Below are 21,066 nucleotides of genomic sequence, written 5' to 3'. Positions count from 1 at the left end.
ACACGCAGTGAGGAGCGTGGGGGCTGGGTTAGGCCGACGCCGGGCCGCCCCAAGGCGGCCTGCGCCCCCTCGGGGGGCAGCGACACACGCAGTGAGGAGCGTGGGGGCTGGTTAGGCCGACGCCGGGCCGCCCCAAGGCGGCCTGCGCCCCCTCGGGGGGCAGCGACACACGCAGTGAGGAGCGTGGGGGCTGGCTAGGCCGACGCCGGGCCGCCCCAAGGCGGCCTGCACCCCCTCGGGGGGCAGCGACACACGCAGTGAGGAGCGTGGGGGCTGGTTAACCCGACAGAAGCCCGTTGGTGCGGGCGTGGTGCAGCGCCTGGGTGCGGCTCTTCACGCCGAGGCGACGGAACAGCCGCCACAGGTGCACCTTCACCGTGTGCTCGCTGATGTCGAGCTCGGTGGCGATGTCGCGGTTGCTCATGCCCTGGTCGAGCATGGCGATCAGCTGGGTCTGGCGCTTCGACAGCTTGCTGTTGGCGGCGGCCACCGGCTCTTCGGCGTCGGTGTCGGCCATCAGCAGGCCGCGCAGCGCGGCGGTGAGTTCGGCCGAGCTGGCCGATTTCTCGATGTAGGTGTCGGCGCCGGCCTCGATGCAGGCTTCTTCCATGTCGGCCGAGGGCGAGGCGGAATAGACCGCGATCGGCACGTCCGGGTAGGCCAGCTTGACCGCCACGACGCCCGAGACGCCGGTGGTGTCCGGCAGCTTGAGGTCGAGGCAGAACAGGCCGGGTGCCCCGTGCTGCTTGACGGCCGCTGCCAGCTTGTCGAGGCGCTCGAGTTCGACGATGTTCTCGGCCGGCCGCAGGCGCCGCAGCACCATCACGATCGCGTCGCGCATCAGGGGGTGGTCGTCAATGACATAGATACTCATGATTTACTCGCAGTGTCCGCGGGTCGGGCGCTGCCCATCGCCGCGGGAAATTGACTCACTTCAACCCTCGCTCGCCGCATCGGCTGCAGCAAGCGCCTCCAGTGCGGCCGAAGCCGCACGCATACTCTCGTTGTCCAGTGGCTCAAGCTGCGCGGCGAGCTGCGCCAGGCCGTCCGCGCGCTGCTGGCGCAAGGTGCCGATGGCGCGGCCCGCCTCCTGCGGCGACGCGAACCCCCGGCTTTGTACCAGTTGGACCCCACTGGCGTCGAGCAACTTGAAATAGAAAAGGCCGTCACTGTCGCGGTATTGCTTGAAGCCAGGCCGCGCCACCTTGGCCGCCTTGCGGGCCACCGCCGGATCGTGGCTGGCCAGGTTGCGCAGGCCGACCGCGTGGCGCACGCCCTCCATGAAGGGCCGCGACAGCGCGCGCGCCTTCTCGGCGCCGGCGCGCAAGATCCGCTCGATCTGGGCCGGGTCGTTGAGCAGGGCGTCGTAGTGGGCCCGCATCGGCGCGACTTCGCGGTCGATGCGTTCGAACAGCCGCTGCTTGGCGTCGCCCCAGGCGATGCCGGCGGCGAAGGCCTGGCGCAGGCTCTCGGTCTCCTCGTCGTCGGCGAAGGCCTGGTAGATCTGGAACAGCGCCGAGCCCTCGGTGTCCTTGGGTTCGCCCGGCGCGCGCGAATCGGTCACGATGCCGTTGATCAGCTTCTGCAACTGGGCGCGCGGCGTGAAGAGCGGGATCGTGTTGTCGTAGCTCTTGCTCATCTTGCGGCCGTCGAGGCCGGGCAAGGTCGCCACCGAGTCGTCGATCTCGGCCCCGGGCAGCGTGAAGTGCTCGCCGTAGAGATGGTTGAAGTGCTGCGCCATGTCGCGCGCCATCTCGATGTGCTGGACCTGGTCGCGGCCCACCGGCACCTTGTGGGCGTTGAACATCAGGATGTCGGCGCCCATCAGCACCGGGTACATGAAGAGGCCGGCGCTGACGTCGGCGTCCGGGTCCTCGCCGCGGGCGGCGTTCTTGTCGACCTGCGCCTTGTAGGCATGGGCGCGGTTGAGCAGACCCTTGCCGGTGACGCAGGTCAGGAACCAGGTCAGCTCGGGGATTTCGGGAATGTCGGACTGGCGGTAGAAGGTGACGCGCTCCGGGTCCAGCCCGCAGGCCAGCCAGCTGGCGGCAATCTCGAGCGTCGAGCGCTGGATGCGTGCCGGCTCGTCGGTCTTGATCAGCGCGTGATAGTCGGCCAGGAAGTAGAAGCTCTGGACGTCGTCGCGCCGGCTGAAGCGCACCGAATGGCGAATCGAGCCGACGTAGTTGCCCAGGTGCGGCGTGCCGCTGGGGGTGATGCCGGTCAGGTAGCGGATGGGGGTGTCGGGAAGCAGGGCCATGGAAAGTTCAGCGGATGAGGGCGGTGAGCGGGCTCAGGAGCAGCGAGATGGCCTGGTAGCCGAAGGCCATCAGCGGGCTCAGCCACCAGGTGCTGACGACGCCGGCGATGACCAGGCCCATCACGATGAAAAAGCCGAAGGGCTCGATGCGGGCCAGGAACTCCTGGGGGCGGCCGCGCGGCAGCAGGCCGGCCAGCACGCGGCCGCCGTCGAGCGGCGGCAGCGGGAACAGGTTGAAGGCCCACATCACGAGATTGACCAGCACGCCGCCCTGGGCCATCTTGATGAAAAAGGTTTCATTGATGCCGGCGCCGACCAGGCCGACCAGGAACAGCGCCCAGAGAATCGCCTGGAAGAAGTTGGAGGCCGGCCCGGCCAGCGCGACCCAGACCATGTCTCGCTTGGGATGGCGCAGGCGGTTGAAATTGACCGGGACCGGCTTGGCGTAGCCGAACAGGAAGGCGCCCGAAGTGGCGAAATACAGCAGCAGCGGCATCAGGATGGTGCCGATGGGGTCGATGTGCTTGATCGGGTTGAGCGTGACCCGGCCCATCACGTAGGCCGTGTTGTCGCCGAAATACCTCGCCACGTAGCCATGGGCGGCTTCGTGGATGGTGATCGCGAAGACCACCGGCAAGGCGTAGATCAGGACGGTTTGGATGAGATTTGAAATATCCACCGCCGGATTGTCTCAGACGGTCCGGATGTCCCTTGCGAGACTCACAAGCCCAGCACGGCCAGCGGGCCGCGGCCCTGCCGCACCAGCAGCGGTTCGCCGCCCGCACCCATGGGCGTGAGGTCGACCACGGTGGTCGGCTCGGAAGGACAGGCGCCGGCGTCGATCACGCCGCCGATCTGTTTCTCGAAGCGCTCGCGGATCTGGGTCGGGTCGTTCATGGCCTCGGTCTCGCCGGGCGGGATCAGCGTCGTCGCCAGCAGCGGCTCGCCGTGCAAGGTCAGGAGTTCGAGCAGCACCCGATGGTCGGGCACCCGCAGGCCGATGGTCTTGCGCTGCGGATGGCTGACCCGGCGCGGCACCTCCTTGGTCGCCTCGAGCAGGAAGGTGTAGGGGCCTGGCGTGGCCGCCTTCAGCAGCCGGTACTGCTTGTTGTCGACCCGGGCGTAGTTGGACAGCTCGCTCAGGTCGCGGCAGATCAGCGTCAGGTGATGCTTGTCGTCGACCTGGCGGATCCGGCGCAGCTGGTCGACCGCGTCCTTGTCGTCGAGGTGGCAGGCCAGCGCGTAGCTGGAATCGGTGGGGACGGCGACGATCTCGCCGCGCGCCAGCAGGGCGGCGGCCTGCTTCAGCAGGCGCTGCTGGGGGTTGTCGGGGTGGACTTCGAAGAACTGGGCCATGGGGTCGATTCTGCCGCCTGGCGGCGGGGCACTGGTGAACCTTCGCGCAGCAGCGCTTCGGTATTCGCCTTGGGAGCGGCCCGGCGGCTCATGATTCGGCGGGCTCGATGGGCACCCGGCGTTCGCGGACGGTGAGCCAGGCGCCGGCCGCCCCGCAGACTGCGATCAGGCCCATGCCGATCAGCGAAATGCGGTCCGGGACATAGGAGAACATGACCCAGCCGCCCAGCATCGCGAAGGCGATCTGGGCATAGAGGTAGGGTGTCAGGGTGGAGGCGGGGGCCCGCTGGTAGGCCAGGATCAGGATGAAATGGCCGACCGTGCCCATGAAGCCCATCAGGCACAGCAGGGCCCACCAGTGCCAGGAGGGCAGCGCGGTCCAGACGAAAGGCAGTGCGAACGACGCCAGCAGCGCGCCGACCCAGCCGGTATAGAAGTGCATCGTGAGCGGGTTCTCGGTCTGCGCCAGCTTGCTGGTCAGCACCTGGAACCAGGCGTTGGTCAGCACCAGCCCGATCGGCAGGAACATGGCCCAGCTGAAGGCGTCTCCGCCCGGGCGCAGGATCACCAGCGTGCCCGCGAAGCCGCCCGCGACCAGCGTCCAGCGCAGGGGCGACACGTGCTCCTTGAGCGTGGTGGCGGCGAGCAGCGTGATCACAAGCGGCGCAATCAGCACGATCGAGGTGAACTCGGCCAGCGGCATGTAGCGCAGGCTGAAGAAGGCCAGCGTGCTCGAGGCGAGCAGCAGGGCGCCGCGCAGCAGCTGGTAGCGCGGATGGCGGGTGCGCAGCAGCGCCGTGCCGTGGCGCGGCAGCAGCACCAGCGTGGTCGCCACCGCCTGGAACATGTAGCGGACCCAGACGCCCATCAGGATCGGCACCGCCGCGGTCGACAGCTTGGTGGCGGTGTCCAGCGTGGCGAAGCAGGCGACCGCGAGCAGCACCAGCCCGATGCCGGCCAGGATCCGCTCGGACTCCAGGTCGCGCGTGCTCCTGCCGGCGGTCGCCTCGCTCGCCGACGCCATCACTGGATGCGGTGGGCCAGCAAGTCCCAGATCGGCGTCAGCTTGCCGGGCAGCGGAGGCAGCTTGCCGAGGTCGCAATGGCTTTCGTCGGGGCTGTGGAAATCGCTGCCGCGCGAGGCGGCGAAGTCGAACTCGAGCGCCTTGTCGGCGTACTCGACGTACTCGGCCGGCGTGTGGCTGCCGGTGACCACCTCGATCGCCTGGCCGCCATGAGCCTTGAACTCGACGAACAGGGCGTATTCCTCGTTGGCCGTGAACTTGTAGCGGCCGGGATGGGCGATCACGGCCATGCCCTTGGCCGCGGTGATCCACTGCACGGCATCCTTGAGCGTGGCCCAGCGGTGCGGCACGTAGCCGGGCTTGCCTTCGGTCAGGAATTTGCGGAACACCTCGGCGGTGTCGCGGCAATGGCCGGCCTCGACCAGGAAACGGGCGAAATGGGTGCGCGAGATCAGTTCGGGGTTGCCGACGAAGCGCAGCGCGCCCTCGTAGGCGCCGTGGATGCCGACCTTGGCCAGGCCTTCGGCCATTTCCTGGGCCCGCTTGCCGCGTCCGCCGCGGGTGTCGTAGAGACCCTGGCTGATGGCGGCGTCGTCGGGGTCGAAGCCCAGCCCGACGATGTGGACGGTCTCGCCGGCGAAGGTGACCGAGATCTCGGTGCCCGTGAGGTACTTCATGCCGTGTGCGCGGGCGGCGGCGGCGGCCCGGTGCTGGCCGCCGATCTCGTCGTGGTCGGTCAACGACCAGAGCTCGACCCCGTTGGCGGCGGCGCGCTCGGCCAGTGCCTCGGGCGTCAGCGTGCCGTCCGACACCACGGAGTGGCAGTGCAGGTCGGCGTTGAGGATGGAGGTCACCGCACGAGTTTATTCTTTCTCGGAATGGCTTGCGGCGAGCTCGGTTTCAGCGCTTCTTCCTGAACGCGACCCAGGCGGCGATGGCGGTGAAGGTCATCACGATGGCGACCACGATCCAGAAGCCGTGCTTGTGCTCCGCCAGCGGGATGCCGCCGACGTTCATGCCGAACAGGCCGGCCAGGATGTTGATCGGCAGGGCCAGCACGGTCACCACGGTCAGCACGAACAGGCTGCGGTTGTTGTCCTCGTTGACGTTGTCGGCGATCTCCTCCTGCAGCAGCTTGATGCGTTCCTGCAGCGCGCCCATGTCGCGCAGGACGACCGAGAACTCTTCGGTCGATCCGCGCAGCTCCTGGGCGTCGGGCTCGCTCATCCATGCGGGCGGGCTCTGCAGCAGCCGGAACAGCGCCGCCGGTTCGGGCGCCAGCAGGCGCTGCAAGCGCACCAGCACCCGCCGCAGCATCCCCAGCCGGGCCCGCTTGTGATCGAGCCGGCCGGCCAGCAGGGCGTCCTCGATGTCGTCGATGCGGGAGGTCACGCCGCGCACGATGCGCACCAGCACGTCGGCCTGCACCCGCAGCAGGTGCTCGAGCAGCTCGGTGCTGGAGCGCGGCGCGTCGCCGGCCTTCACCGCGGTGCGCAGCGCGTCGACCGAGCGCAGCGGCTGGTTGCGGGCGGTCACGACCAGCCGCGGGCCGACGCTGATCCACAGGGTCGAGATGTCCGAGGGTTCGAAGCTGAAGTCGAAGTGGACGTCGTTGATGACCGCGATCAGCGAGTCGTCGGCGCGCTCGATGCGGGTCGAGTGCAGCCCTTCCTTCAGGGTCTCGAAGAAGAGGTCGGACAGGCCGGCGTGGCGCTGCAGCCAGCGCTCGGCCTGGGCATGGCTCAGGTTGAAGTGCAGCCACATGTAGGCCTCGGGGGGCGTGCCCGCGGCCAGCCAGTCGGCGGCCTGGGCGGAATCGACCGCGCGGACCGGGGCGGCGGCGGCGGCGTCGAACAGGTAGCCGCAGATCAGGCCGGCCTCGTCGCTGCCGTAGGCGCCAGCGATCGAATTCATGGAGCGAGGGGCATGGTGGGAGTCGTGCCGATGGTGCGGACCGTGTGTGTCAGGCATGTGACGGCGCCGGATTGGCGTACTTTCTGTCACGCAATCGTCATCCGGCGGCTGCAGCATGGGGGGACTGCCCCCTGCCACCTTCAGAGAAGACCATGACCCTTCCCAGCACCCTCGGCGACCATGACGAACTGATGGCACGCATCGCCCGCGACCTGGTGGACAGCTACGACGAGGAGATCGAGCTCGAGCTCGAGGACCGCAACCTCGACGAGCTCGAGTCGGGAACCATGACCGACAAGGCGGGACGGCAGGCCTACTTCAAGGAGCTGTTCCGGCTCCAGGGCGAACTCGTCAAGCTGCAGGACTGGGTCCAGCACAGCAAGCAGAAGGTCGTGATCCTGTTCGAGGGACGCGACGCGGCCGGCAAGGGCGGCGTCATCAAGCGCATCACGCAGCGGCTCAACCCGCGGGTGGTCCGGGTGGCGGCGCTGCCGGCGCCGAACGATCGCGAGCGCACCCAGTGGTACTTCCAGCGCTACGTGGCGCACCTTCCGGCGGCCGGCGAGATGGTGCTGTTCGACCGCAGCTGGTACAACCGCGCCGGCGTCGAGCGGGTGATGGGCTTCTGCTCCGACGAAGAGTACGAGGAGTTCTTCCGCACCGTGCCCGACTTCGAGCGGATGCTGGTGCGCTCGGGCATCAAGCTGATCAAGTACTGGTTCTCGATCACCGACGAGGAGCAGCACATGCGCTTTCTAGGCCGCATCCACGACCCGCTGAAGCAGTGGAAGCTGAGCCCGATGGACCTGGAGTCGCGCCGCCGGTGGGAGGAGTACACCAAGGCCAAGGAAACGATGCTGGACCGCACCCACATTCCCGAGGCGCCGTGGTGGGTGGTGCAGGCGGTCGACAAGAAGAAGGCGCGCCTGAACTGCATCAGCCACCTGCTGGGCCAGATGCCCTACCACGATGTGCCGCATCCGCCGGTCGAGCTGCCGGCGCGGGTGCGCAACGCCGACTACCTGCGCCATCCGGTGCCAGCCAGCATGTACGTGCCGGAAAGGTACTGATCCGTTCCTTTTCGGTGGCGGTAGCTGGGCGGGGGCGAAGCTGCTACCGTGTCCGCAACGATGTCCCGCCGCTCCCTTTCCCCCCTGACGCGCGCCTACGAGCGCAACCTGAAGGCGTTGACCAAGGTTGCGCTGGGCAGCGGCAAACGCATCGCCCGGCGGGTCAGCGATGCTGCGGCGCAGCAGCTCAAGCCGCCGCCGGGGCCTGGCGACTGGATCGCGGGCGCGGCGCTGGGACCGGCCGGGGCCCGGGCATTCCACCTCTATCGGCCGCCAGCGCTCCAGCTGCAGCCCGGCGAGAAGCTGCCGCTGATGGTCATGCTGCACGGCTGCGCGCAGACCGGACGCGAATTCGCGATCGCCACCCGCATGAACCGGGTGGCGGACCGCGAGCGCTTCCTGGTCCTCTACCCGGAGCAGGATCGCCTGGCCAACGCGCAGGGCTGCTGGAACTGGTATGACCGCCGCTCGGGCAAGGCCGATGCCGAGGCCGCCACCCTGATGGCCGCGATCGACCAGGTGCTGCTGCTCTATCCGGCCGATCGCGAGCGGGTGGCGGTCGCCGGCCTGTCTGCCGGCGCGAGCATGGCGGCGCTGCTGGCCACCCGCTATCCGCTGCGATTCCGGGCGGTGGCCATGCATTCGGGCGTGGCGCCGGGTGCGGCCAAGTCGCCGGCCACGGCGCTGGGTGCCATGCGCGGGCGGCATGTGCCGCCGATGCCGGCCACCGCGGTCGGCAAGGCGATGGGTGCCGCGGCGGTGTTCGGCACGCTGCCGCCGCTCTTGATCCTGCATGGCGAGGCCGACAGCGTCGTGGCGCCCAGCAACGCCGGCAGCAGCGCCGAGGTCTGGGCCGTGGCCACCGGCGGCCGGCCCGGCGCCGTGCGGGTGCTGCAGCGAGGCAAGCGGCATCCGATGCGGGTCACCGACTTCGTGCGCGCCGGTCAGGCCGTTGTGACGCTGTGCGAGATCGCCGGGCTGGGCCATGCCTGGAGCGGCGGCGCCTCCAGCATGCGCTTCACCGACGCGGCCGGGCCCGATGCCTCGAAACTGGTGTGGGCCTTTGCGGCGCGCCAGTTCCGGCGCACCATGGCGAGCCCCTAGCGCCGATCTGCCCGGAACGTGCCGATGCCCACCATTGCCTACGACGCCAGCCGGGCCGCGCTCTACACGCCCGAGCGGCACCCGACGCTGTTCGAGACCGAGCGCGCCCACACGCCCGTTCAATGGGCGGTCGAAGCGGCGCGGCTGGCCTATTACCGCGCCGAAGAGTCGGAAGCCGAGCGGCTGCGGCTGGCCGAGGCGCTGGGAAGCGCCGGCTTCGGTGCGCCGGTCTTCTTCAGGGACCACGCCACCTTCGCCTTCGGCACCTCGAACGCAGGCGACGGCACCGCGCTGATCGCGTTCCGCGGCACGCAGCCCGACGAGATCCGTCACCTGGCGACCAACCTGCAGGCCCAGCAGACCGAATGGAACGAAAGCGGCGGCCGCGTGCATGCCGGATTCGCCAAGGCCGCGCGGTCGGTGTTGCCGCAGGTGCGCGACTGGCTGGGCGGCGAGGCGCGGCAGCACAGCCGGCTGATCCTGGCCGGCCACAGCCTGGGCGCGGCGCTCGCCACCCTGGCCGCCACCGTGCTGCAGCCGGCCCTGACCGTGACGCTCGGTTCGCCCCGGGTCGGCGATGCCGATTTCGTCGCCGCGCTGGCCGAGCTGCACGTGATGCGCATCGTCGACGGCTGCGACGTGGTCACGCAGCTGCCGCCGGCGCTGTCCTTCTATGCCCACGCCGGGGCCGTGCGCTACATCCGCTGCCTCGACGGCGTCTGCGTGGACGACCCGAGCCCGTCCGAGATCGAGGCCGACCGGCTCCAGGGCCGCGCCCGCTACGCGGCCGAACACGCCTGGCGGCCGGGGTCGGTGCTGCTGCGCGAGCTGGCGGACCACGCGCCGATCAATTACGCACGGTCGTTCTTCGTCTGACTCGTTGTTCTCAAAATCGCTTCAATTGAAGCAAAATGGAGAACATGACAGGAACCGCTGAATATCTGCTCGGCCGCACGCGCGCGCGCGTCCTGGCGACCTTGCTCTTGCATCCCGAACGGGCACTGCACGTGCGCGAACTGGCCCGCGCGGCCGGCGCTTCACCAGGTTCGTTGCATCGGGAGCTCCGCGGACTGAGCGCCGCGGGGTTGCTGCGGCGCACCGAAGTCGGGCGGCAGGTGCACTACCAGGCCAACGCCCAAAGCCCTGTGTTCCAGGAACTGGCGGGCTTGCTTCGCAAAACGGCGGGCCTGGCGGATGTTCTGAAAGGCGCGTTGGCCGCACTCGGCGATGGCGTTTCGCTGGCCTTCGTCTACGGCTCGGTCGCGTCCGGCACCGAGAGTGCTCGCAGCGACGTCGATGTGATGGTCCTCGGGCGCGCTGGCTTTGCCGATCTGGCGGTGGCGCTGGCCGATGCACAGGTCGAACTGGGAAGGGAGGTCAATCCCTCTCCGATTGGCGTGGCGGAATTTGCCGAAAAGCTGAAACAAGGGGAAGGCTTTGCCCTCAGTGTCGCCGCGGGCCCCAAGATATGGCTGAAGGGGAACGAGGATGACTTTGCACAACTTGTCGAGCATCGGAAAGCTCAAGACGCACGTAGCCACCGCGCTTGAGATCAAGCGCTTGTTGGCCGCGATCGAGCGCAATCTGTCCGATGCGGGCGTCGCGGAAATCAGTGACGAAACCCGATTCGATGCCGCCTACAAGGCGGTCATGCAATGCGCGCTGGCCGCGATGATGGCCAGTGGCTACCGCCCCTCGACCAGCGAGCCGGGCCACCATGCAACCCTGATCCAGACCTTGCCCCTGACCTTGGGCATCCCCACTGAGGCGTGGATCGTGCTCGACGCGTTGCGTCGCAAGAGAAATTCGAACGACTACACCGGCGACGTCGTCACCGGCGACATGGTGGCCGAATGTTCGGCCCAGGGCCGGAACCTGTTCTTCATTCTGCAACGTCACCTCGCGCAGAGCCATCCCCAACTCCTGCGCGCCTAAGTCCCTGTACGCCACCCGGCGTATTTCCGCCCCGGCCACCGGTGCGCAGACTCTCTCCATCGTTCCAACCAAACCAGGAGAAGGTAGCCACCATGCAACGTCGATTCACACTCAAGGCGATGACCGCCGCCGTCGCTCTCGCGAGCCTGTCCGCCGTGCCTGCCTTCGCGCAGGACACCATCAAGGTCGGCATCCTGCACTCGCTGTCGGGCACGATGGCGATCTCCGAGACCGTGCTGAAGGACACGGTGCTGATGGCCATCGACGACATCAACGCCAAGGGCGGCGTGCTGGGCAAGAAGCTCGAGCCCGTGGTGGTCGACCCGGCTTCCAACTGGCCGCTGTTCGCCGAGAAGACCAAGCAGCTGCTGGGCCAGGACAAGGTGTCGGTGATCTTCGGCTGCTGGACCTCGGTCTCGCGCAAGTCGGTGCTGCCGGTGCTGGAGGAAATGAACGGCCTGCTGTTCTACCCCGTGCAGTACGAAGGCGAAGAGCTCAGCAAGAACGTGTTCTACACCGGCGCCGCGCCCAACCAGCAGGCGATCCCCGCGGTCGACTACCTGATGAGCAAGGAAGGCGGCGGCGCCAAGCGCTGGGTGCTGCTGGGCACCGACTACGTCTATCCGCGCACCACCAACAAGATCCTGCGCGCCTACCTCAAGAGCAAGGGCGTGAAGGAAAGCGACATCGACGAGAAGTACACGCCCTTCGGCCACAGCGACTACCAGACCATCGTCGCCGACATCAAGAAGTTCTCGGCCGGCGGCAAGACGGCCGTGGTGTCGACCATCAACGGCGACTCCAACGTGCCCTTCTACAAGGAACTCGGCAACGCCGGCCTGAAGGCCAAGGACGTGCCGGTGGTGGCCTTCTCGGTCGGTGAGGAAGAACTGCGCGGCGTCGACACCAAGCCGCTGGTCGGCCACCTGGCGGCCTGGAACTACTTCATGAGCCTGAAGAACCCGACCAACACGGCCTTCATCAAGCAGTGGAGCGACTACGCCAAGGCCAAGAACATCCCGGGCCACAAGGACAAGCCGCTGACCAACGACCCGATGGAAGCCACCTGGATCGGCATCCACATGTGGAAGCAGGCGGTCGAGAAGGCCAAGAGCACCGACACCGACAAGGTGATCGCCGCGATGGCCGGCCAGACCTTCAACGCACCCTCGGGCATCGTCTCGAAGATGGACGAGAAGAACCACCACCTGCACAAGAGCGTGTTCATCGGCGAGATCAAGGCCGACGGCCAGTTCAACGTGGTGTGGAAGACGCCGGGCCCGGTGCGCGCCAAGCCGTGGAGCCCGTTCATCGAAGGCAACGACAAGAAGCCCGACTACCCGTCCGGCAAGTCGATGTAAGTTGACCTGAAAGCGGCGCGCCACGGCGCGCCGCTTCATTGCGGAGCCTGTCTTCGCCCTTTCGTTCTTCCTCACCGGCCCGCCTATGCTCCGGACTCTTCTTTCATCCGCTCTCGCTGCCAGCCTGCTGGTCACCGGCATGGCCCACGCGCTGACCGCCGACGAGGCCAAGGCCATCGCCTCGGGCGAATCCGAAGCCCGCATCGCGGCGCTCAACAAGGCGGTCGCCACCGCCGACGAGAAGACCTCGGCCTTCATCCAGGCGATGTCGGACGATGCGGTCAAGTTCACGGCCGACAAGGTGTTCGTCATCAAGGACGACAAGGCCTTCGACCCGGTCACCGGCGCCGAGCAGAAACTGCCCGACGACGCCGAGGACGTGGTCAACAACAACATGATGCGCGGCGCTCTGGATGCCGCGCAGGCCGCCCTCAAGCTCACCAGCAAGGACGACGCGGTGCGCGCCGAGGCCGCGCAGGCGCTCTTCAAGGAGCCCGACGAATCGCGCCTGCCGCTGGTCGAGAAGGCGCTGGCCGCCGAGGCCAACCCGAAGATCAAGGCGCAGCTCGAACTGGTGCGCGCCGCCAGCATGCTCAGCAGCACCGACAAGGACAAGCGCCTGGCCGCCGCCAGCGACCTCGGCGCCAGCCGCAGCCCCGAGACCAAGCTGCTGCTGAACCAGCGCCTGGCCGACGAAACCGAGGCCGACGTCAAGGCCGCCATCGCGGCCTCGATCCGCAGCATCGACGGCTCGCTGGTGTGGGGCGACCGCATCAACGCGATCTTCAGCGGCATCAGCCTCGGCTCGGTGCTGCTGCTGGCGGCGCTCGGCCTGGCGATCACCTACGGCCTGATGGGCGTGATCAACATGGCGCACGGCGAGCTGATGATGATCGGCGCCTACGCCACCTACGTGATGCAGGGCATCTTCCAGCGCTACTTCCCCGAGTCGGCCTTCGGCTGGTACCTGGTGGCGGCGATCCCGGTGGCCTTCCTGGCCTCGGCGCTGGTCGGCGCGGTGCTCGAGCGCGGCGTGATCCGCTTCCTGTACGGCCGGCCGCTCGAGACGCTGCTGGCCACCTGGGGCATCTCGCTGATGCTGCAGCAGCTGGTGCGATCACTCTTCGGGGCCCAGAACGTCGGCGTCGAGAACCCGTCCTGGATGAGTGGCGGCCTGACGATGCTGAGCAACGTCGTGCTGCCCTGGAACCGCATCTGCATCATCATCTTCGCGGGCCTGGTGCTGCTGGCGATGGGCTGGCTGATCGGCCGCACGCGGCTCGGCCTGTTCGTGCGCGGCGTCACGCAGAACCGGCCGATCGCCTCCTGCATGGGCGTCAACACGGCACGCATCGACACCTACGCCTTCGCACTCGGCTCGGGCATCGCCGGGCTGGCGGGCTGCGCCCTGTCCCAGATCGGCAATGTCGGGCCCGATCTCGGCCAGAGCTACATCGTCGACTCCTTCATGGTGGTCGTGATGGGCGGCGTCGGCCAGCTCGCGGGCACCGTCTACGCCGCGATGGGCCTGGGCATCCTGAACAAGTTCATCGAAGGCTGGGCCGGCGCGGTGCTCGCGAAGATCGCGGTGCTGGTGTTCATCATCATCTTCATCCAGAAGCGTCCGCAGGGCATCTTCGCAATGAAAGGCCGGAGCGCAGAGGCATGAGCAAAGCAGCAGTACTACCTTCGAAGGGGCCGCTGTTGAGCGGCAAGGGCTGGACCGTCTTCTTCGTCGCCCTGATCGCGGTCTGCGCGCTGGCGCCGGTGCTCAACATCATGGTGCCCGCCGGCAGCGCGCTGCACATGAGCGACTACGCGGTGGCGCTGGTCGGCAAGATCATGTGCTACGCCATCTGCGCGCTGGCGATGGACCTGATCTGGGGCTACACCGGCATCCTGTCGCTCGGCCACGGCATGTTCTTCGCGCTCGGCGGCTACATGATGGGCATGTACCTGATGCGCCAGATCGGCCGCGACGGCAACTACAAGAGCGACCTGCCGGACTTCATGGTCTTCCTCGACTGGAAGACGCTGCCCTGGCACTGGACCTTCAGCGACAGCTTCATCGCCACCCTGGTGCTGATCGTCGCGGTGCCGGGCCTGATCGCCTTCGTGTTCGGCTTCTTCGCCTTCCGCTCGCGCATCAAGGGCGTGTATTTCTCGATCATCACGCAGGCCATGACCTTCGCCGCGATGCTGCTGTTCTTCCGCAACGAGACCGGCTTCGGCGGCAACAACGGCTTCACCGACTTCAAGCGCATCCTGGGCATCCCGATCCAGACGCAAGAGATGCGCATGACGCTGTTCGCGCTCACCGGGCTGACCTTGCTGGGCTTCTTCCTGTTCTCGAAGTGGCTGATAGGCAGCAAGTTCGGCCGCGTGCTGCAGGCCATTCGCGACGCCGAGACGCGGGTCATGTTCTCGGGCTACAACCCGCTCGGCTACAAGCTCACGATCTGGGTCATCTCGGCCATCATGTGCGGCGTGGCCGGTGCCTTGTACGTGCCGCAGGTCGGCATCATCAACCCGGGCGAGATGAGCGCGGCCAACTCGATCGAGATCGCGATCTGGGCCGCGGTCGGCGGCCGGGCGACCTTGATCGGACCGATCATCGGCGCCTTCATCGTCAACGGCGCGAAGAGCTGGCTCACGGTGGCCTATCCCGAATACTGGCTCTATTTCCTCGGTGCGCTGTTCATCGCCGTCACCCTGTTCCTGCCCGACGGCATCGTCGGCCTGGTCAGGAAGTGGATGGCCCGGGCCAAGGCGCCGAGCGAAGGCCGGCGCGAGGCCCGGCGATCGATGGCGGTGGAGCAAGGCGTCGAGCCGGCGGCCGTGGCGCCGACCCCGCCGCCCCTGGCTGGCGTCGAACCGAAGGGAGCCCGCGCATGACCCCCGACCTGATGGAAGCCGGCGCCGAGCGCGTGGCGCGGCATGCCCACCACATCGACCAGGCGCTGCAGACCGAATCCGGCGGCCGCGCGGCGGGCTACGGCCGGCATGCGACCGGCGAGGTCGATGTCACGCATGGCCGCATCCTCTACCTGGAAGACGTCAGCGTGAGCTTCGACGGCTTCAAGGCGATCAACAAGCTGTCGCTCGACATCGCGCCCGGCGAGCTGCGCTGCATCATCGGCCCCAACGGCGCGGGCAAGACCACGATGATGGACATCATCACCGGCAAGACGCGGCCCGACGAAGGCACCGTGTTCTTCGGCAGCACCATCGACCTGCTGCGCCACAAGGAGGCCGAGATCGCGCAGCTCGGCATCGGCCGCAAGTTCCAGAAGCCGACCGTGTTCGAGCACCTGACGGTGTTCGAGAACCTCGAACTGGCGCTCAAGACCGACAAGGGCGTCAAGGCCTCGATGATGTTCAGGCTCGACTCGGCGCAGGCCGACCGGCTGGCCGAGGTGCTGCACACCATCCACCTCGAAGACAGCGTGCTGCGCCTGGCCGGCAACCTGAGCCACGGCCAGAAGCAGTGGCTGGAGATCGGCATGCTGCTGATGCAGGATCCGAAGCTGCTGCTGCTCGACGAGCCGGTGGCGGGCATGACCGACGAGGAGACGGCCCGCACGGCCGAGCTGTTCCTGAGCTTGAAGGGCAAGCACTCGCTGATGGTGGTGGAGCACGACATGAGCTTCATCCGGACCATCTCGGAGATCGTCACCGTGCTGTGCGACGGCGCGGTGCTGGCGCAGGGCACGTTGGACGAAGTGCAGGCGGACGAGCGGGTGATCGAGGTCTACCTCGGCCGCTGACCAGGAAGGAAAGAAGACCATGCTCAGCGTCAAGAACATCCACCAGTACTACGGCGGCTCGCACATCCTGCGCGACGTCAGCTTCGAAGCCCGGCTCGGCAAGGTCACGGTGCTGCTGGGCCGCAACGGCGTCGGCAAGACCACGCTGCTCAAGTCGCTGATGGGCCTGGTGCCGATCAAGAGCGGCAGCATCGAGTTCGACGGCGCGCCGATCCAGAAGAAGACGCCCTACGAGCGGGCCCGCGCCGGCATGGGCTTCGTGCCGCAGGGCCGCGAGATCTTCGCCCGCCTGACGGTCGAGGAGAACCTGCGCATGGGCCTGGCCTACAAGTCGGGCGGCACGCCGATCCCGCCCGAACTCTACGAGCTGTTCCCGGTGCTCAAGCAGATGCTGAACCGGCGCGGCGGCGACCTCTCGGGCGGCCAGCAGCAGCAGCTGGCGATCGCGCGTGCGCTGGCGCCCAAGCCGAAGCTGCTGATCCTCGACGAGCCCACCGAAGGAATCCAGCCGAGCATCATCAAGGACATCGGCCGCGTGATCCGCATGCTGGCCGACCGCGGCGACATGGCGATCGTGCTGTGCGAGCAGTACTACGACTTCGCACAGGAGCTGGCGGACGACTATCTCGTGATGGAGCGCGGCGAGGTGATCGCGCGCGGCCTCGGCAAGGACATGGAAGCCCAGGGCGTGCGCCAGCTGGTGGCGATCTGATCGATCTGATCAGCGGGTCGCGGTGCCCTGCGCCATCCGCTCGCGGGCCAGCGCCGCGAAGGCCTGCAGCTCGGCCGCATTGAGGTCCGACACCGCCCAGGCCTGCATCCCGGCCTCGGTCCAGTGCACCAGGTTGTAGCCGCGCTTCACCACCGACTGCGGAGCGCGGGCCCTGGCGTCGGCCGCGGGCCAGACGAACAGGTTGATCACGTGCGGGCCCGAACGGTAGACCAGCGCGGCGACCGGATGCCCGTCGACATAGTCCAGCCGGCCGCCGGTGAGCGGCAGGCCGTCGGACGCCATGTCGATCACCGGCGGCGAGAAGTCCAGCTTGCCGGCGAACCAGGGCTTGACGGTGTGGTGGTCGGAGGAGGCCACGTCGGCCAGGTGCGTGCCCATCAGCGAGCGCACATGGCTGTCGGTGAGCGCGTCACTGGTCGCGTCCGCTACCGGCGCCACGAGCAGCGCCAGCGCCAGGCCCCAGGCCGTGGCGGCGCCGGCGCCGAACAGGGCCAGGGCCTGCAGCCAGCGGGCCGGGAACGATCGGCCGGCGCCCGGCGCAGGCGCCTCCCGACCCCGCAGGTCGGCCCGGATCCGATCGGCCAGCGCCGCGGACGGCGCGTGGCGGGTGCCCTCGCGCCGGATCAGCGCCCCCAGTTCGTCGTCGTCGTCAACTGCTTGCATCACGCCTTCCTTGCTTCGATTCATGCGGCACTTCCGCCTGCAGCGCGGTGCGCAGCAGGGCCCGGGCCCGCGACAGCCGCGACATCACGGTGCCGATCGGAATGCCGGCGACGCGCGCGATGTCCTCGTACGACATCTCCTCCAGTTCGCGCAGCACGATGACCTCGCGGAACGGCGGCGCCAGGGCTTCGATGGCGGCATCGACGCGCTGGCCGCGGGCCTGCCGTTCCCAGGCCAGCGCGGGGTCGCCGAACGCCGCTGCAGCGTCGCCGCTGTCGCGCAGCTCGTCGAACTCGACCTGGTCGGCCAGGTGGCGGTGCTGGCGCATCCAGTCGTAGCAGGCGTTGCGCACGATGCCCAGCAGCCAGGGGCGGGCCGCATCGCCGCGCAGGTCGTCGAAGAAGCGGAAGGCGCGCAGATAGGCCTCCTGCACGGCGTCCTCGGCCTGCCGGTCGTCGCGCAGCAGCCAGCGCGCGAGGTTGTACGCGGCAGGCAGGTGCGGCAGGGCCGCGGCTTCGAATCGACGAGTGCGGTCGTTCAACGGGTTCCTTCCCTTGCTTGACGGACCGGGGCCGCTGCTTATTCCCGCGAATTCCGGGAATAGCCGGGACGCCGGCTGCGTCATGCCCATTGCGATTCTGATCCTTTCCCCGTTTTCAAGGAGCCCCCCATGAAGCGTCATCCGATCCTCGCCACCGCACTGGCCGCCCTGATGCTGGCCAATCCCGCCTTCGCCGCAGGTCCCAAGGCCTATGTCGGCAACTTCAAGGACAACACGGTCAGCGTGATCGACACCGGTTCGCAGCGCCTGATCGCGACCGTGCCGGTGGCCGCCGGGCCCGACGGCATCGCGGTCGGCCGCAACGATCGCCAGGTGTTCGTGAGTGGCGCCAGTGCCTCCAGCCTGAGCGTGATCGACACCGCCACCGACCGCATCGTCGACACCGTGGAAGTGGGCAAGGGGCCGCAGGGCCTGGCCCTGACGCCCGACGGCCGCTGGCTGCTGGTGGCCGTCAACGGCGAGGACCGGGTCGCGTTCGTCGACGCCGCCACCCATGCGGTCGCGGCGACCGTGCCGGTCGCCAAGCCGCACACGCTCACCGTGTCTCCGGACGGCAAGAGGGCCTACGTGTCGTCGCAGGCGCCCGGCAGCTTTGCGCTGGTGGTGATCGACCTGCCGACGCGCGCGGTGGCGGCGAGCGTGCCGCTCGAGAAGACGCCGCGCGACCTCGAACTCAGTCCCGACGGAAAGGTGCTCTATGTGACGATGGCCGGCCTCAGCGCGGTGCAGGTTTTCGACACGGCATCGAGCAAGCCGCTGATGCAGATTCCGACCGGCGTCTCCCCGCACGTGGCGCACCTCTTCGCCGGCGCGCGCTCCGGCGTGGTGGTGGTGCAGGGGCCGGGCGAGCTGATGCTGTTCGACCCGGCGACCCAGGCGCCGACCGGCAGCATCGCGGTCGGCAAGCAGCCGCACTGGGTCGACATGCTGCCGGGCGGCAAGAAGGTGCTGGTCACCAACGAGGGATCGAACGACGTCAGCCTGGTCGACCTCGCGGGCGGCCCGGTGGTCACGATCCCGGCGGGCAATGCGCCGCGCAAGGTGGCGGTGCAGCACCGCGCCGTTGGCGGCAGCGCGAAGGTCTCGATCAACAACTTCGCCTTCGGTCCGGCGCAACTCGCCATCAACGCCGGCGACAGCGTGACCTGGACCAACGACGACGGCGCCCCGCACGGCCTGGCCTTCAACGACGGCGCGCCGGGCACCACGGAAATGCTGCCGTGGCAGAGCTTCAGCCGCGTGTTCGCCCAGGCCGGCGTGTTCGACTACGTTTGCTCGGTGCACCCGTACATGATGGCGCGGGTGACGGTGCAGTAGCTCAGTGCTGGAGGATCTTCGACAGGAACTGCTGTGCCCGGTCCGAGCGCGCGGCCGGGTTGCCGAAGAACTCCTCCTTGGCGCAGTCTTCGACGATGCTGCCGCGGTCCATGAAGATCACGCGGTGGGCCACCTTGCGCGCGAAGCCCATCTCGTGGGTGACGCACATCATGGTCATGCCCTCGCGGGCGAGTTGCACCATGACATCGAGCACTTCGTTGACCATCTCGGGGTCGAGCGCCGAGGTGGGCTCGTCGAACAGCATCGCGATCGGGTCCATCGCCAGGGCGCGCGCGATCGCCACGCGCTGCTGCTGCCCACCCGAGAGCTGCGACGGATACTTGTGCGAATGGGCCTTCATGCCGACCCGTTCGAGCAGCGCCATCGAGCGGGTGCGGGCTTCGCTGGCCGAGCGCTTGAGCACCTTGACCTGGGCGATCGACAGGTTCTGCTCGATCGACAGGTGGGGGAACAGCTCGAAGTGCTGGAACACCATGCCGACGCGCGAGCGCAGCCGGTTGAGGTTGATCTTCGGGTCGCCGACCGACACGCCATCGACCTCGATCTTGCCCTGCTGGAACGGCTCCAGTGCGTTCACGCACTTGATCAGCGTCGACTTGCCGGAGCCCGAGGGGCCGCAGACCACCACCACCTCGCCCTTCTGGATGCGGGTCGTGCAGTCGGTCAGCACCTGGAAGGCGCCGTACCACTTGCTCACCTGGTTGATTTCGATCATCGGGTTTCCTCTGGCTGGGTCAGGAGTTGCAGGAGCGTGTTGGCGACCACGACCGTTGCGCGCCGCAGTTCGTCGAGCGGTACGCGCTCGTCGGCGCGATGGCCGTTGGCCTCGAGCAGCGACTCGGGCCCGGCGCCGTACATGACGGTCGGGATGCCGGCTTCGCTGTAGAGGCGGGCATCGGTGTAGAGCGGCACGCCGATCGGCGTCACGGGCTTGCCCATCACGGCGCTCGCTTCGCGGCACATCAGATCGGCGAATTCTTTGGCGCCGGGCGCGGGCGCGAACGGGCGTGCCAGCAGGATCTGCCGGATCTCGACCGCGATCCCCGGCAACGCACGGCAGGTGTCTTCGATCACCTGGCGCAGCTCGGCTTCGACCGCTTCGGGCACTTCCTCCGGCACGATGCGGCGGTCGATTCGCAACGTCAGGGTGTCGGCCACCACGTTGGTGTTGATGCCGCCCTCGATCAGGCCGACGACCAGCGTCGGGTGCGTGATGCCGGGGATCTGCGAAGGCCGCTCGGCCAGCCGGTCGCGATGGCGGTACAGCGCGGGCAGCAAGGTGGCCGCGGCCTCGATCGCGTCGGTGCCGGTGTCGGGCCGCGCCGCGTGCGCCGACTTGCCGCGCAGCGTCACTTCCAGATGCAGGCAGCCGTTGTGGGCCACCACCACGTGGTGCGAGAAGGCGGCCGAGATCACGTAGTCCGGCCGGCTCAGGCCCTGCGACAGGATCCATCCGGGGCCGGTCATGCCGCCGGTCTCCTCGTCGTAGGTCAGGTGCAGCTCGACCGTGCCGGCGAGCGCGGTGCCCGACGCGCGCAGCGCCTTGAGCGCTCGCAGGGCGAAGGCGTAGGTGGTGAAGTCCGACTTCGACACCGCCGCGCCCCGGCCATACAGCCAGCCGTCGCGCACCTCGCCGCCGTAGGGTGAGCCGGTCCAGCCCGCGCCGGGCGGCACCACGTCGCCGTGGGCGTTGAGCGCCACCACCGGCCCGTCGCCGAAGCGCTGGCGGACGATCAGGTTGGTCACGCTGCGCATGCCGTGCTGCTGCGCGAATCCGGCCGGCACCGGGTGGCGCTCGACCTCGAAATCCATGGCTTCGAGCAGCCGCGCCGTGAGTTCGGCGTGCGGCGCGCAGTCGCCGGGCGGGTTGTCGGAGGGGCATTGCACCAGCCGCGCCAGGGTCTCGACCTGCTGGTCGAAATGGGTGTCGATGTATTGGCGCAGCACGGCGCGCGCGGATGAACGGTCGGTCATGGGGG

The 21,066-nt window shown here is 68.3% G+C and carries 22 protein-coding genes; 11 read left to right on the top strand and 11 right to left on the bottom strand.

The annotated features are described in order from the left end of the window. Positions 1-277 precede the first annotated feature (277 nt). From QTI17_RS27010 to QTI17_RS26980, 7 genes are all read right to left on the bottom strand, one after another. The gene (locus QTI17_RS27010; RefSeq protein ID WP_286369234.1) at positions 278-874 is read right to left on the bottom strand and encodes a LuxR C-terminal-related transcriptional regulator; all 597 of its coding nucleotides are present in this window, start codon (positions 872-874) and stop codon (positions 278-280) included. 60 nt (positions 875-934) lie between these two features. Beyond that, positions 935-2,260, bottom strand: coding sequence for a tryptophan--tRNA ligase (locus QTI17_RS27005; protein WP_286536750.1), 1,326 nt, complete (start codon positions 2,258-2,260; stop codon positions 935-937). A gap of 7 nt (positions 2,261-2,267) precedes the next feature. After that, on the bottom strand, positions 2,268-2,939 hold the full coding sequence (locus QTI17_RS27000; protein ID WP_286523281.1) for a site-2 protease family protein: 672 nt from the start codon (positions 2,937-2,939) through the stop codon (positions 2,268-2,270). Positions 2,940-2,980: 41 nt separating this feature from the next. After that, positions 2,981-3,616 carry an L-threonylcarbamoyladenylate synthase gene (locus QTI17_RS26995; protein ID WP_286536749.1) on the bottom strand — a complete coding sequence of 212 codons (636 nt, stop codon included), beginning with the start codon at positions 3,614-3,616 and terminating at the stop codon, positions 2,981-2,983. 88 nt (positions 3,617-3,704) lie between these two features. Then, positions 3,705-4,640 carry a DMT family transporter gene (locus QTI17_RS26990; RefSeq protein ID WP_286536748.1) on the bottom strand — a complete coding sequence of 312 codons (936 nt, stop codon included), beginning with the start codon at positions 4,638-4,640 and terminating at the stop codon, positions 3,705-3,707. Continuing rightward, positions 4,640-5,494 carry a 3',5'-nucleoside bisphosphate phosphatase gene (locus QTI17_RS26985; protein ID WP_286536747.1) on the bottom strand — a complete coding sequence of 285 codons (855 nt, stop codon included), beginning with the start codon at positions 5,492-5,494 and terminating at the stop codon, positions 4,640-4,642. Before QTI17_RS26985 ends, QTI17_RS26990 begins: the two co-directional genes overlap by 1 nt. Before the next feature lie 46 nt (positions 5,495-5,540). Next, positions 5,541-6,554 (bottom strand): transporter, encoded by a 1,014-nt coding sequence (locus QTI17_RS26980; protein WP_286536746.1) that lies wholly within the window; start codon positions 6,552-6,554, stop codon positions 5,541-5,543. 152 nt (positions 6,555-6,706) lie between these two features. Between QTI17_RS26980 and ppk2 the strand changes: the two genes are divergently transcribed. From ppk2 to urtE, 10 genes are all read left to right on the top strand, one after another. After that, entirely contained in the window at positions 6,707-7,624 is a 918-nt protein-coding gene (ppk2, locus tag QTI17_RS26975; RefSeq protein ID WP_286536745.1) for a polyphosphate kinase 2, read from the top strand. A gap of 60 nt (positions 7,625-7,684) precedes the next feature. Next, on the top strand, positions 7,685-8,728 hold the full coding sequence (locus QTI17_RS26970) for an extracellular catalytic domain type 1 short-chain-length polyhydroxyalkanoate depolymerase (protein ID WP_286536744.1): 1,044 nt from the start codon (positions 7,685-7,687) through the stop codon (positions 8,726-8,728). 24 nt (positions 8,729-8,752) lie between these two features. Beyond that, complete coding sequence (locus QTI17_RS26965) at positions 8,753-9,604, top strand: lipase family protein (RefSeq protein WP_286536743.1); 852 nt, start codon at positions 8,753-8,755, stop codon at positions 9,602-9,604. A 35-nt stretch (positions 9,605-9,639) separates the two neighbouring features. Continuing rightward, positions 9,640-10,278 (top strand): MarR family transcriptional regulator, encoded by a 639-nt coding sequence (locus QTI17_RS26960; protein ID WP_286536742.1) that lies wholly within the window; start codon positions 9,640-9,642, stop codon positions 10,276-10,278. Positions 10,279-10,291: 13 nt separating this feature from the next. Next, a complete protein-coding gene (locus QTI17_RS26955) occupies positions 10,292-10,663 on the top strand; it encodes a DNA-binding protein (protein ID WP_286536741.1) in 372 nt (123 codons plus the stop codon). A 92-nt stretch (positions 10,664-10,755) separates the two neighbouring features. Then, the gene (urtA, locus tag QTI17_RS26950; RefSeq protein WP_286504981.1) at positions 10,756-12,024 is read left to right on the top strand and encodes an urea ABC transporter substrate-binding protein; all 1,269 of its coding nucleotides are present in this window, start codon (positions 10,756-10,758) and stop codon (positions 12,022-12,024) included. A gap of 85 nt (positions 12,025-12,109) precedes the next feature. Continuing rightward, a complete protein-coding gene (gene urtB, locus QTI17_RS26945) occupies positions 12,110-13,693 on the top strand; it encodes an urea ABC transporter permease subunit UrtB (protein ID WP_286536740.1) in 1,584 nt (527 codons plus the stop codon). After that, complete coding sequence (gene urtC, locus QTI17_RS26940; RefSeq protein WP_286536739.1) at positions 13,690-14,919, top strand: urea ABC transporter permease subunit UrtC; 1,230 nt, start codon at positions 13,690-13,692, stop codon at positions 14,917-14,919. The genes urtB and urtC overlap by 4 nt, the downstream gene beginning before the upstream one ends. Continuing rightward, positions 14,916-15,791 carry an urea ABC transporter ATP-binding protein UrtD gene (urtD, locus tag QTI17_RS26935; protein ID WP_286523266.1) on the top strand — a complete coding sequence of 292 codons (876 nt, stop codon included), beginning with the start codon at positions 14,916-14,918 and terminating at the stop codon, positions 15,789-15,791. The genes urtC and urtD overlap by 4 nt, the downstream gene beginning before the upstream one ends. Before the next feature lie 19 nt (positions 15,792-15,810). Then, positions 15,811-16,503: an urea ABC transporter ATP-binding subunit UrtE gene (urtE, locus tag QTI17_RS26930; RefSeq protein ID WP_286536738.1), complete on the top strand. Its 693-nt coding sequence runs from the start codon at positions 15,811-15,813 to the stop codon at positions 16,501-16,503. Between the two features lie 9 nt (positions 16,504-16,512). On the opposite strand, the gene QTI17_RS26925 is transcribed toward urtE, so the two are convergent. Next, positions 16,513-17,187, bottom strand: coding sequence for an anti-sigma factor family protein (locus QTI17_RS26925; protein ID WP_286536737.1), 675 nt, complete (start codon positions 17,185-17,187; stop codon positions 16,513-16,515). Continuing rightward, on the bottom strand, positions 17,174-17,728 hold the full coding sequence (locus QTI17_RS26920; RefSeq protein WP_286536736.1) for a sigma-70 family RNA polymerase sigma factor: 555 nt from the start codon (positions 17,726-17,728) through the stop codon (positions 17,174-17,176). The genes QTI17_RS26925 and QTI17_RS26920 overlap by 14 nt, the downstream gene beginning before the upstream one ends. A 129-nt stretch (positions 17,729-17,857) precedes the next feature. Here QTI17_RS26920 and QTI17_RS26915 point away from each other — a divergent pair, with 129 nt between their 5' ends. Beyond that, positions 17,858-19,066 (top strand): YVTN family beta-propeller repeat protein, encoded by a 1,209-nt coding sequence (locus QTI17_RS26915; RefSeq protein WP_286536735.1) that lies wholly within the window; start codon positions 17,858-17,860, stop codon positions 19,064-19,066. A 1-nt stretch (position 19,067) separates the two neighbouring features. Here the strand turns inward: QTI17_RS26915 and QTI17_RS26910 are convergent, their stop codons facing one another. Next, a complete protein-coding gene (locus QTI17_RS26910; protein WP_286536734.1) occupies positions 19,068-19,802 on the bottom strand; it encodes an amino acid ABC transporter ATP-binding protein in 735 nt (244 codons plus the stop codon). Then, the gene (locus tag QTI17_RS26905) at positions 19,799-21,061 is read right to left on the bottom strand and encodes a M20/M25/M40 family metallo-hydrolase (RefSeq protein ID WP_286536733.1); all 1,263 of its coding nucleotides are present in this window, start codon (positions 21,059-21,061) and stop codon (positions 19,799-19,801) included. The genes QTI17_RS26910 and QTI17_RS26905 overlap by 4 nt, the downstream gene beginning before the upstream one ends. Between the last annotated feature and the right edge of the window lie 5 nt (positions 21,062-21,066).

Source organism: Variovorax sp. J31P179 (assembly GCF_030316985.1).
GTDB lineage: Bacteria > Pseudomonadota > Gammaproteobacteria > Burkholderiales > Burkholderiaceae_C > Variovorax > Variovorax ginsengisoli_B.
This window is presented reverse-complemented; position numbering and strand designations above follow the sequence as displayed.

Coding starts and splice junctions, on each gene's coding strand:
- QTI17_RS26905 (WP_286536733.1), bottom strand. CDS start 21,061: ATGACCGACCGTTCATCCGCGCGCGCCGTGCTGCGCCAATACATCGAC.
- QTI17_RS27005 (WP_286536750.1), bottom strand. CDS start 2,260: ATGGCCCTGCTTCCCGACACCCCCATCCGCTACCTGACCGGCATCACC.
- urtA (WP_286504981.1), top strand. CDS start 10,756: ATGCAACGTCGATTCACACTCAAGGCGATGACCGCCGCCGTCGCTCTC.
- QTI17_RS26925 (WP_286536737.1), bottom strand. CDS start 17,187: ATGCAAGCAGTTGACGACGACGACGAACTGGGGGCGCTGATCCGGCGC.
- QTI17_RS26990 (WP_286536748.1), bottom strand. CDS start 4,640: ATGGCGTCGGCGAGCGAGGCGACCGCCGGCAGGAGCACGCGCGACCTG.
- QTI17_RS26910 (WP_286536734.1), bottom strand. CDS start 19,802: ATGATCGAAATCAACCAGGTGAGCAAGTGGTACGGCGCCTTCCAGGTG.
- urtE (WP_286536738.1), top strand. CDS start 15,811: ATGCTCAGCGTCAAGAACATCCACCAGTACTACGGCGGCTCGCACATC.
- QTI17_RS27010 (WP_286369234.1), bottom strand. CDS start 874: ATGAGTATCTATGTCATTGACGACCACCCCCTGATGCGCGACGCGATC.
- QTI17_RS26995 (WP_286536749.1), bottom strand. CDS start 3,616: ATGGCCCAGTTCTTCGAAGTCCACCCCGACAACCCCCAGCAGCGCCTG.
- urtD (WP_286523266.1), top strand. CDS start 14,916: ATGACCCCCGACCTGATGGAAGCCGGCGCCGAGCGCGTGGCGCGGCAT.
- QTI17_RS26915 (WP_286536735.1), top strand. CDS start 17,858: ATGAAGCGTCATCCGATCCTCGCCACCGCACTGGCCGCCCTGATGCTG.
- ppk2 (WP_286536745.1), top strand. CDS start 6,707: ATGACCCTTCCCAGCACCCTCGGCGACCATGACGAACTGATGGCACGC.
- QTI17_RS26970 (WP_286536744.1), top strand. CDS start 7,685: ATGTCCCGCCGCTCCCTTTCCCCCCTGACGCGCGCCTACGAGCGCAAC.
- QTI17_RS26980 (WP_286536746.1), bottom strand. CDS start 6,554: ATGAATTCGATCGCTGGCGCCTACGGCAGCGACGAGGCCGGCCTGATC.
- QTI17_RS26965 (WP_286536743.1), top strand. CDS start 8,753: ATGCCCACCATTGCCTACGACGCCAGCCGGGCCGCGCTCTACACGCCC.
- QTI17_RS26960 (WP_286536742.1), top strand. CDS start 9,640: ATGGAGAACATGACAGGAACCGCTGAATATCTGCTCGGCCGCACGCGC.
- urtC (WP_286536739.1), top strand. CDS start 13,690: ATGAGCAAAGCAGCAGTACTACCTTCGAAGGGGCCGCTGTTGAGCGGC.
- urtB (WP_286536740.1), top strand. CDS start 12,110: ATGCTCCGGACTCTTCTTTCATCCGCTCTCGCTGCCAGCCTGCTGGTC.